Origin of the sequence: Nitrosospira sp. Nsp1, from assembly GCF_900100985.1 — a bacterium.
Classification (GTDB): domain Bacteria; phylum Pseudomonadota; class Gammaproteobacteria; order Burkholderiales; family Nitrosomonadaceae; genus Nitrosospira.
This window is the reverse complement of sequence record NZ_FMUF01000027.1, coordinates 11,940-22,874: the sequence shown is the minus strand read 5'-3', so window position 1 is coordinate 22,874 and position 10,935 is coordinate 11,940. Positions and strand designations below refer to the sequence as shown.

The 10,935-nt window shown below is 56.6% G+C and carries 8 protein-coding genes; all 8 read right to left on the bottom strand.

Annotated elements, in window-relative coordinates; all coding sequences use genetic code 11:
• Positions 1 to 29 precede the first annotated feature (29 nt).
• The 8 genes from BLP78_RS13495 to BLP78_RS13455 all read right to left on the bottom strand — a co-directional run bounded on the left by BLP78_RS13495 (position 30) and on the right by BLP78_RS13455 (position 10,931).
• Entirely contained in the window at positions 30 to 1,181 is a 1,152-nt protein-coding gene (locus tag BLP78_RS13495) for a PepSY-associated TM helix domain-containing protein (protein WP_090460009.1), read from the bottom strand.
• A gap of 258 nt (positions 1,182 to 1,439) precedes the next feature.
• A complete protein-coding gene (locus tag BLP78_RS13490) occupies positions 1,440 to 3,713 on the bottom strand; it encodes a TonB-dependent siderophore receptor (RefSeq protein WP_256330287.1) in 2,274 nt (757 codons plus the stop codon).
• A gap of 38 nt (positions 3,714 to 3,751) precedes the next feature.
• Positions 3,752 to 4,258, bottom strand: a complete 507-nt coding sequence (locus tag BLP78_RS13480) for a ParB N-terminal domain-containing protein (protein ID WP_090460008.1) — start codon at positions 4,256 to 4,258, stop codon at positions 3,752 to 3,754.
• An 11-nt stretch (positions 4,259 to 4,269) separates the two neighbouring features.
• Positions 4,270 to 5,475: a type III PLP-dependent enzyme gene (locus BLP78_RS13475; RefSeq protein ID WP_090460007.1), complete on the bottom strand. Its 1,206-nt coding sequence runs from the start codon at positions 5,473 to 5,475 to the stop codon at positions 4,270 to 4,272.
• On the bottom strand, positions 5,472 to 6,233 hold the full coding sequence (locus BLP78_RS13470) for an HpcH/HpaI aldolase family protein (protein ID WP_090460006.1): 762 nt from the start codon (positions 6,231 to 6,233) through the stop codon (positions 5,472 to 5,474). The genes BLP78_RS13475 and BLP78_RS13470 overlap by 4 nt, the downstream gene beginning before the upstream one ends.
• Positions 6,224 to 8,008: an IucA/IucC family protein gene (locus tag BLP78_RS13465; RefSeq protein ID WP_090460005.1), complete on the bottom strand. Its 1,785-nt coding sequence runs from the start codon at positions 8,006 to 8,008 to the stop codon at positions 6,224 to 6,226. Before BLP78_RS13465 ends, BLP78_RS13470 begins: the two co-directional genes overlap by 10 nt.
• Entirely contained in the window at positions 8,005 to 9,750 is a 1,746-nt protein-coding gene (locus tag BLP78_RS13460) for an IucA/IucC family protein (RefSeq protein ID WP_256330285.1), read from the bottom strand. Before BLP78_RS13460 ends, BLP78_RS13465 begins: the two co-directional genes overlap by 4 nt.
• Entirely contained in the window at positions 9,747 to 10,931 is a 1,185-nt protein-coding gene (locus tag BLP78_RS13455) for an MFS transporter (protein WP_090460004.1), read from the bottom strand. Before BLP78_RS13455 ends, BLP78_RS13460 begins: the two co-directional genes overlap by 4 nt.
• Positions 10,932 to 10,935 lie beyond the last annotated feature (4 nt).

The window sequence follows — 10,935 nt, the reverse complement described above, 5'->3', positions numbered from 1 at the left end:
ACCGGAAAGGCAATAGCGTTAATAGGGTTTTATGGTTTTCCCTGCGCAGCTTTGTGGCTGATGGGAACCGGATTTTTAGAAGTCTTTTTATATACTCTCGTTTTCGTTCGATTCCTCCACATGAGATAGCCGGTAACAAATAGCACAAGAGGCGAAAATCCTATGATCACTTGTAAAATCCGTGTAAACGCTCCTCCTACCATACCGATATGGAGAGGGTAAAAAAAGTTATAAATCCGGGTTCCTGAAGGCGCTGTCAAAGCATTTTCAATGCGCAACACGCCTCCGGTGTATTGATCGAAATAGATGAAACTCCTCCCATTGGGATGGAACTCCTCCGGCATCTTTTTGCGCACTACCAAAGGCGCCTCAGGTGTTTGCGGAAGGTTGATCCAGGTAGTAGGACCGGACAGGATGCGATCGGCCTGATGCAGTAGATCGTCTAGCGGAAGAATCATCCCTCCGGCACCGAGAGGATCGGAATGAGGCGGGGCCGGTCTTGGCACACTCGCTGTCAAAAAATTGGTAAACTCAATCACGACTTTATTGAACACGAGAGAGACACCGGTGAAGGCAATAATCAGGAGAAAAACGATGGTGTAGACGCCTGATGCACGATGCAGGTCAAAAATAACTTTTTTCCATGGCGCAGGCCACCCGACCTTGAAGCCCCGCGCCAGCTTTCCTATTCCCTTTCCATTGGGCGGCCACCAGAGGAAGAAGCCGGTGATGCTCATGCAAATCAGCAGTAAGGCGCTGACGCCCAGGATGGTTTTACCGCGCTCCCCAATCAGAAGTTCGGCATGCAACAGCGCGACCCACCCCATAAAAGTGTCTTCCTGCCGATGGGCGCCGAGCAACTTACCGCTGTAAGGGTCTGCATAAACGAATAAGCCATGCGGCTCGTTCATTTTCAGCAGGTAAGTCTGTTCCGGCGTGCGCGGCACGCGAACAGAAAAAACCGTGTCGTCAGGGTACGCCTCCCTGACCGCATTCAGCACAGCTTCCAGAGGAACCCGCTCGCCGCTCACCGCTGTTTCCATCAATTCGGGATGCAAAAGCGCTTCGATCTCTTCGCGAAACACGATCATGCTCCCGGTCAAGCCGCTCAGCACCACGAACAACCCAGCCGCCAAACCGATATAAAGATGAAGATTGAAGACGATTCTTCGTGTTTTCATGACGAATACCTCATCTGGATATTTAACCCGGATGTTTCATAAATTGACGCACGCCCTTGTTGGTCTTTTGTTCCGTATGAAGATTTCGTTCAGTCGGGCGTATGAATAACTACGCCACTCTTTCACAAAATCTCCCTATAAAACAAAATCCTGCGCAATCATCACGCGAATTTATGGAACATCCGGGTAGGTACCCCCAAAGCGTGCGCTCCAGCTTCAGGAATTCGGCGTTCCGAATACCCTCCTGGAACCCGGTTATCAGAACTCGACCCGAGACACGACCTTCATAAGAATCGGAGCGCCGACACCCAGCAATCCATTACCCGCAGTACTCCAATAATTGCTGTTGGCTGCGTTATCCACGACTGCCTGGATCATGGTACGTTTGCCCGCAATACGGGTCGCGTAGCGTGCACCCAGGGAAAGTATCGCGTAATCATCCACGAACACCTGGTTGGCGCTGTTCACCGGCCGCCTCCCCACGTAGTGCACACCGCTGCTGAGCGCCAGTCCAGGTATGCTGGTCAACCGGTACTCCGCAAAGAGGCTGGCCGTGCGTTGCGGCGTGTTATCCGGTATCTTGCCGAAAGTCTCGGCATTGGCTCTGTTCAATTGTTCCGCCTCCATGAATAGGGCCGAACCAATGAGCGACAATTGCTTCGTTATCTCGCCAGAGGCTGACAACTCAAAGCCGCTATACCGGGCCATGCCGTTGAGGATAAAACGATTGGTCGGCACGTCAACGGTGGTTGAGGCGCGTTTGATGTCGAAGTATGCCACCTGAAGCAATATGCCCTGCGCGACAAGTGCCTTGACGCCCACCTCCTTTTGCTTCGACACCGCCGGCGCCAGGATCTCCCCACTATTGGCGAACCTGCTGCCCGCCTGCCCGCTTTCCTCGACGCCTTCAATGTAGCTTGCGTATATCGACACGTTGGGGATGGGCTTATACATCAAGGACAACGACGGGTTGACCCTTTCGGCCTTATAGTGAGTGGTCGCAGCGACACTCTCATAGAAGCTGCTGCGTACCCCCAGCATGACTTGCAACCTGCCGCCAATCAGGATTCGATCGGATATATACAAGCCGAAATCCGTTATTTTCGATCGATTTGCGCTAAATGGCGTGGTGGGAGACCGTTGCGCAATATCGATGGGGTTATATAGATTCTGCGTAGTGTCGAAAGAAGATACGGATGTAGTGCGAGGATCCTGCCTGCGCTCGTTGCCGGTAAACCCCACGGATACCTCATGGGTGATGGCCTGGCCGGGAAATCGTCCGAATATTTCGGCGCGAATATTCTGGTTATCCCAATGCTGGCCACGGTTGAAGAAAGTGCGCAGGGTTCCCTCGCCGGTGGCAAGGTTGTAATTCTGGAACTGGGAGAAATTGCGGTCCCGTTTGGTCTGCGCTTTACCGATCTCGAATAGCAGTCCCCAATTGTCGCTTATTGCATAATCCGCGCGCAGCAGCAGGTTGGTTGCCTCGGCGTCATACTTCTGCCATTCCCCAGCGAGATTACGGCGGGCATTCGGAATAGGGGGTAATGTGATCACGCCATTGACCGCTGGAAGGGCCTGTATCGCCGCTTGCTCGGAAACCTCCTTGCGGTAATGCTCCACATCGAACTTGACGGAAAGTTTATCGGTGATCCGCCAGTCGAAGGCTCCCGACATCAGGGCGCGGTAACCGGAAAAATTGTGAATACCGATATCTTCGCGCCCGGCAAGAAGATTGATGCGTGCCCCGAACTGCTGCTCGCTGCCGAAGCGCCGCCCCAGATCGATATGCGTATTGGCGCCGCCATACATATTTGCCATCAACGAGACATTTGTAATGGGATCCTTGCCCGCACGTTTGGTTACCAGATTGACGATGCCGGATGGCGGCACGAAACCATAATATAGCGATGAAGCGCCTTTGAGTACCTCGACGCGCTCCTTGTTCTCCATCGGGATATCGATCAGGTTGATGATCGGTAGAGATCCGTTGAGCCGGTAATTGCTGCGGTTTTCCACGAGAATACCGCGAATCGCAATATTGTCGTAAGTCGACCCGTTCAATTGCGAACGCGTGACACCCGCTGTATTACGCAACGCGCCAAATACACCGGTTATGGCCTGTGCATCGAGCACTTCCCGTGTGATCACATTACTGGTCTGTGGCACATCAATTGGCGCCATATCCCGGAATGTTCCAACCTGAACGGAATCGGAGTTGAAACTCCCTACCCGCTCGCCGGTCACGGTGACGGCGGGCAGCTTTTTCCCTGCCTCGGATTGCTCTGCCTTGGATTGCTCTGCCTTGGATTGCTCTGCCTTGGATTGCTCTGCCTTGGATTGCTCTGCCTTGGATTGCTCTGCCTTGGATTGCTCTGCCTTGGATTGCTCTGCCTTGGATTGCTCTGCCTTGGATTGCTCTGCCTTGGATTGCTCTGCCTTGGATTCAGCAGGCGGAGTCTCCGCTTCCGCCTGCTGAATCCAGAACGTCGATGAAAGTGCAACGATTGCCGAGTACAAATTGATTTTCATGATACCAATGCCTCTCTCCATGAACCAGGATTTATGTCTCACGTCAAGTCCTTATTCATGGTCGGATGTTGCCCATCCGACGCCGTTGCCATACTGATTTCATATCGGGACATGAAACACGTGGATGCAGGCAAGGAAGATACGACAGCCGGATCCTGCAGCAACGGTACCGAAATATTGCAAGTGGGAAACGGCGATGAGAACCGGTGGTGGGTGGTTTTTGGTGGGTATAACTCGCCGGTCCTGGCGCGGCGCACGATTTCATGCGGATTAACCAGGTAGCCCTGGCGCGTTGCATCGACTTTCACGCAATCATAGTCGAGCAGCAGGCAGGGAATATACTTCAGCCTGAGCCGGCGCGCGGCCTCCAGGCGATGGTGGCCATCCATGACAGCCAGGCTGGTACGCTCCACGGCGATGGGGATGCGCCAGAGCTGTTCGCGCAAAATGGTATCCGCCAGGGTCACCGCGTGATTGGAATAGTGGTACTCATTCGGGCGAACCCGCTTGACCTGTACAAAATGAATGGGGAGCGAACAGAGCATCGTGAATCCTTTTAATAATTGTCCAGAAACACACGTTCAGGATGAGGGTGGCTTAAAAAATCGTGATGGGAGATGTGCCAGCCATAGGCGCCGGCCAGCAGGAAGGCGACACAATCCCCGGCTCGAAGCTGCTTGACATGGACATCACGTGCAAGGGTGTCCTTCGGCGTGCATAACTCGCCGCAAAGCGTGACGGGGGCATCAACAACTGAAGGACGCGGAAATGGGTAGTGCCAGCTTTCGCGCTCCAATACCATAAAAGGATGGTTGTGCTGCCACGAAACCGGCAGCCGGAAGTGGTGCGAGCCTCCACGGAGTATGGCGAAGTGTTTGCCATAGGCGGTTTTCACGTCAATGACTTCACTCATGTAGCAACCACAGTCCGCGGCGAGGAAACGCCCGCACTCGAATACAACCTGAAACCGGGGCTGGCGCGCGGCGATGAGCACCGACAGGCCTGCGCAGAAGCTTTCCCAATCGAAAGACGAATCCGGGTCAGCATAATCAATGCCAATGCCGCCGCCGACATTCAGCCAGTCGAACTTCAGCCCATAGTGGCGCTGCCACGCCTCTGCCAGGTCAAAGTAATGCTCCACCAGGGCAAGGTGGGTATCCGGATTGAGGTTGTTGGAGATGGCATGGATGTGCAGGCCCTTGAGGCGAATGCCCGGCAAGGTCCGGATGAGTTCGAGCAGGGCGGGAATTTGTGCCTCTTCAATGCCAAACTGGGTCGCCTGTCCGCCCATGCGCAATGTTGCCTCTTGCGGCACATGGGCCGGGTTCACACGGAGCAGAATATCCGCCACCTCGTGACGGCGTCGCGCAATCCAGTCGAGGCGCCGCAACTGATGCTCGCTTTCCACATGGATCAGCGTGATTCGGTGGTCAAGCGCGCCTTCCAGTTCGGCGTCACTTTTGCCGGGACCGCCGAATACGATGGGAACGGCATCATCGATGGCGCGCACGCGCCGGATTTCGCCCAGCGATGCCACTTCGAAGCCGTCGGTGTGGTTGAGCAGCGCCTTCAATACCGGCTCGTCGCTATTGGCTTTGATGGCGTAAAAAAGCTGGCATTGTGAAGGCAGGCTGCGGCGCAGCATGTCGGCGCGCTGCCGTAAATGTGCCAGATCATAAATATAAGCGCATACGGGCTGAATATCGGGCGAGTCGGACTGGGTGCGACCATGCAGATAGTCGTGCAGGCGTTGCGGGTTCATTGCTCGAGCACCTTGGCCTGGTGCTGTACCAGATGCGATGCCATGGCGCGCCGCGTAATACCGCGATCATCGCCAAGAATGAACATTCGAACCGAGCTGCGATAATCGGATTCGAAATCCCCCGGTATCCGCGGCAAGGCGCAGAACATCTTGCTGTGGCGTTCTGCCGCGGTACGAACAAGCGATACCGCTTCACGTACGTCCGGATGATGGGTTTGCCAGGGCAAGTCCAGCGATTGCGAGAGATCTGCCGCACCCGCCAGCAATACGTCTACCCCTTCCACCGCCGCAATTTCATCGACATTTTCCACCCCTTCGCGGTCTTCAATCATCGCTACCACCAGGGTGCATTCTCGCGCGGCACGCGTGAATCTTGCGAGGTCATCGCGCCCGTAACGGGTATGCAAGGTAGCGTTCAGGCCACGCTCCCCGAGCGGGGAAAAATGGCAAAGGCGCACCGCATCCCGTGCTTCCTGCGCGGAGCGAATATGCGGAAATACAACGCCCTCCGCCCCGGCATCCAGTACCTGAACAATCTGATGAGGCGAGGCTACCCGGACCAGCGCCGCAATGCTGCCGGCGCGGGCCGCCAGCAGCATTGCGGCAAGCTGCCCGGCGCTGATCAGTGTGTGTTCCAGGTCAATCACGACGAAGTCATAGCCGGCCGCTGCGATTATTTCCACGCTCAGCGCGGCGGGGGTGGAACAGAACAAGCCATAGACGATGCCGCCTGCCTCCAGGCGCGTCTTCAGACACATGACGGCTCCTCGACTTTTGCGAGGGGGTTCTGCGCGGGCCGCGTACGTAACCGGATTTCCGACTGGAAACGCCGGCTGGCAAGTAACTCGACACCCACCTCATCGGCAAAGCAGTCGAACAACAAATAACGCGCCTCACTCTGAGGATGGCGTTTCTGGTGTGCCTGCAATACTTCACCGGTGATTTGCCAGAACCGTTTTTCCGCCATACCGTAGTGGCTCAGGAACAGCCAGGCCAGTTCCGCCAGGTTGACGAAAAACAGCGCATCGAAGGTGAAATCCCGTAATTCCTCGGCATTTTCGCTTTCCAGAAAGGAATTGGGATTGATCTGCGCGTGCTCGGGCGGCGGTGCGGTGAGCACGGGCGCAGGCGCGGATAATAGCGCTCTACTGAAGCGCACCCCATCATGGAAATCCTTGAGTGCTACGCGCGCCGGTAGCCCCTCCTCCACCAGCAGGAGCATATTCTGGGCATGCGACTCCAATGCGGTTCCATGTTCCCAAAGCAGATGCAGTACCGGCAAATATGCCCGCTCCACCAATCGCTTCAGCCATTGCCCGGGCCCATGGCGCCGAACCCACGGATCGATGAAAGGCTTCCCGTCGATATCGATATGCGTGACGGCGGTCATCGGCACCGCTCTTTCACCCGCACACAAATAGTTATGCACGCTTTCGCGCCAGATGCACGACAGCGCGCCATACTGGCCATGAGCCAGGGCCACCGGCGTGAAACTCACGCCGGCCACTTCGCGCAACAGCACGGGGCGCGCCAGGGGTAATGACCAGTCGGTCCGCTCCGCCAATCCATGCAACCAGTCGCTGATGACGGGTGCATTCTGCACGGTGTGCGGCGCCAGCACCCGCGAGGTGGATGTATTGACGAGGCTCATCGAAAGCTTGAGTGACAGGCGGTTGCGGTCGCTCAAATTACTTAGGGTACGGATCGATTGCTGAGGCAGATACCGGTCAGGCAAAAGGCCCAGCGCAAACAGTTCGCCTCGCGCCAGGGCCTGGTGATAGCCGGGCAGGACAACTTCGTCCCATTGCCAGGGATGAACCGGTAGCGGCAGATAATCGTCGGGCTGCAACGAGCGCCGGCATAACTGATCGCAAAAGTACTGCCAGCCGGGCTCACCCAGCAGCGCAACGCCCCTTTCCGCATCATCATTCAGCGTTTTACTCATCGCCCAGCGGCAGCGATCCCGGCGTACGGCGAGTAGCAGTGGTCTTACCGAGGCCGCGATTTCAGGCGCGTACATTCTGTTGTCATCCAGCGTGAAGCCTATCCGCGACTTGTAGACCGGGTGATAGAGGTGACCGTCGGTCAGCCTTGCTTCCAGCGTGTCATAGTCCGCATCGCGCAACGGCTTGCCACTGTGTGCGGATAATGTTTGCGCATCCTTGATCTGCGTAGCCAGCAGTTCGGATGCAAATTGGCTGAGCCGTAGTTCGTCGGCAACCAGCCAGGGCGCAATTTCCGTCAGGAACAACGCAGGGTCGCAAGCCTCATGGGTAACGCCGTCATCGATGCGCAGCAGCGGCGTAGTGATGCGCACACGGCCAAAGCTGATGGTTTGGCGGGCCTGGCATTGATAGCTGACGGGAACGTTATCCGCACGGAGGCCCGGCAAACTCAGTGTTTCTCCATCCCAGGCGCAATGCGGTATAGCACGCTCAAATAACAGCGCCTCCAGTAGTTGGCGTAGTACGCGGCGACTCGCCCGGTGGTAGGCCGGACTATCAATCAGGTTTTCATAGTCAAGTGGATTCATTGGTTTACTTTTGCAATCATTGGATTGGGTATCTCAACCCATGATGGGTGTTCTCCCTGCTGGTGGAAGCTGCTGAGCATATTGGCCTTGGCCGGCAGGGTCGGCTGTATGAGCAATCGGCTTATCAGCGGGTCGTCGATCGCGCTCAACATCGATGCGGTGTCGCGCCACAATGTCGTCTCGGTAGTCAACCCAGTGCGAGCCAGACAGGCGGCCACATGGCCTATATGATTAACCAGCACGTAATACTGGAAGCGGTGCCAGGCCTGCTCCTCTGCGTAGAGAACCGGGCTGTCGCCGGGCAGGTGGTCGAGGAATCGGAAACGTGTGCGGCTGATGCTGACGCCCTCCATGTCTCGCGCGTAGCCACGAGACGGCCAGCCATCGTGGAAGGCGATCAGGGTATTCTGCAGGTGGGCTTCAAGGCTGATGCCATGCTCCAAAAAGAGGTGCAGCAACGGCAACAGGGTGACATCCAGATAGCATTTCCACCACATGCATATCAATTCCTCGCTGAGCGGTTTTCCCCTGGCAGACAACCGCAACAAGGCCAGCAGTGGAATTTCTCCATCGGCAGGCTCTTCCAGTACCGCCACGATTGTCTGGACGTGCCCTGCCTCGATTACCGGCATCGCCTGCCGGTATACCACTGCACAGGCAGCGCGCAAGGCCTCGTCCGGCAGCCTCAGCGTCTGGCTCGCCAATTCGGGCAGGATGCGAAATGCCGATTGCTCGGAGATATGACGCGGTAGTAACGACAGAGCCAGGCTGGCATCCAGCGCCCGCCTGACCTGTTCGGATGGGTTGTTGCGTATGAAATTGGTGATACGGATATTGAGCGACAGTTTGAGAAACAAATTTTGGCGGGGTAGCCAGACGGTGCGCACCGAAGATGTGGGCCAGGCCACTTCACCCATCGGTCCGAGCGAAACCAGCTTTCCTTGATTTATCAGCATGCTGATTTCGGGCAGACCCAGCAAATAATTGGCTTGCCAGGGATGGCAAGGCAAGAGCCGGAAATCGCCATCGGCAAGCAGATCACGGGCGAATAATGCCACTTCCGGGTCGATGGCGGGCTGCTTCCCATCGATAGTGCGGGTCTCCAGCATACCGGCCGCGACCGCGAAGTAGTGCAGGCGAAATGACGCGCCCAGTTCAGGCGCGTAACGTTGCATGTCTTCTTCGCTGAAACCTTCCGCAGCCTTGGAGGTAACATGAAAAATGTGACCAAAGCGCAGTCCCTGCTCAGCGGAGAGGAAAGACGGGCGTTCCCCGGCGGGTTTATGCAAATGGTAGCGGCGGACCTGGGCTATGCTGTTCCGCATCAGCGTTTTTAACCGGACACGGCTGTGATCGGTCATTTCCGCAGGCTGATCGGCGGCCGCGGCGAGCGCGTCGGCGATCAGATCAGCCAGCAACGCCGCGTCTGTAATCAAGGGTTGCCAGTTACCATGCCGTTCAATCCAGGCGAATGGCGCCAGCCGGTGATAGCCAATCGGCGAAAAATAGGCAAACGCACCCGCTAGCCGGTACCCGGTTTTTGCAAGCGAAACTAAATACGGCGCCGATCCGGCGGCACGCCAAGCCTTGATATGCGAACGGAGTTCAACCGGTCCTGCGTCATCCGCTGCGAGACGTGGATCGAAACAACCTGTTTCCCGGCAATAGGTGTTGACATACTGCTCTACCAGGCGCCGCTCTATGGGTGCCATTTCCAGCAGATGTGAAGACATCGGAATCATTTTTTTAACTCCGCAAATGAAAAACCATCGGTACGATCGCTGAGAACCAGTAGTCCACCCGCGAAGAACAGTACGGCAACAGGCCAGATAAGATCGATGGGGGAAAGGAACGGCAGCAGGAATAAAATGAGTAATGGGCCGATCAACTGGCCGACAACCATGAAGCTCCTGCTTAATCCCGTCACATAGCCATATGCCGAGATGGGCAGCTGGCGGCTGCAAGCCAGTAACACCGACTGCATCAATGCTGCGTAACAGGCACCCTGGGTTATCCGCAACAGCGCGACGATCCAGATTTCGTCGATAAGGATCAGTAAACCGGCCGATAGCGCGCAGCCCATGGCAGCAAACGTGAAGTAGCGTCGCGGTTCACCGCGATCGTTCAGGCGGCCCCACCATGGAGCGGCCAGCATGGTCGCAAGCCAGCCCAGCGCGTGCAGGAACCCGATCTTGCTGGCCATTGCCTCGGCGGCAGGGAAACGCGCCGTCAGATAGAGTGCGAAGACATTGACAAAGGCGAATGCGGCCGCCTGAATAAAACAGGCTGCAAGCATCCAGTTGCGCAGGTTGCTGTCGCCAAGCACAGTACGTAGTCCGGAAAAGGGCAAGCCGGAGATTCCTGCAACTTTTTGCGGCTCGCTGAGTTGAGTCCACAGTATTCCGCCCGCTATACCCGTGAGTACGGCACTCGTCAGCAGCAGTGGCTTGAGCGACCAATAGTCCAGCATCATGCCGCCCAATAACGGGCCGGTCAGCGCCCCGCACGCAATGGCGCTTTCCTGCAAACCCAGCGAGCGCCCGCGTGAAGTGTCATCGCTGACATAGCCGATGAAGGCGGTGAGCACCACGCCTATGGTACTTATGCCCTGCAGCAGACGGCCCAGCATGAAGCCGTGCACACCCGGGCTCAACGCCATCAACAGCATGCTGGCAGTGAATACGGCCAACGATGCCAGCAGCATCCGCTTGTAGCCGAAACGATCGCAGCACTTGCCGACGTAAGGAGCGAAACACAACGTACCGATGGCGGGCGCCGCCAGTGCAAGACTGCTCCAGTGCGCGGCACCCGCGGCATCCATCTGTTCCAGCGTTGCAATATACAACGGCATGATGGGCACGAAGACCATCAGCCCAAGCGTGGTAACAGCCTGGCAGACCAGTAGCAACGTGAGGTTATTCATGCCT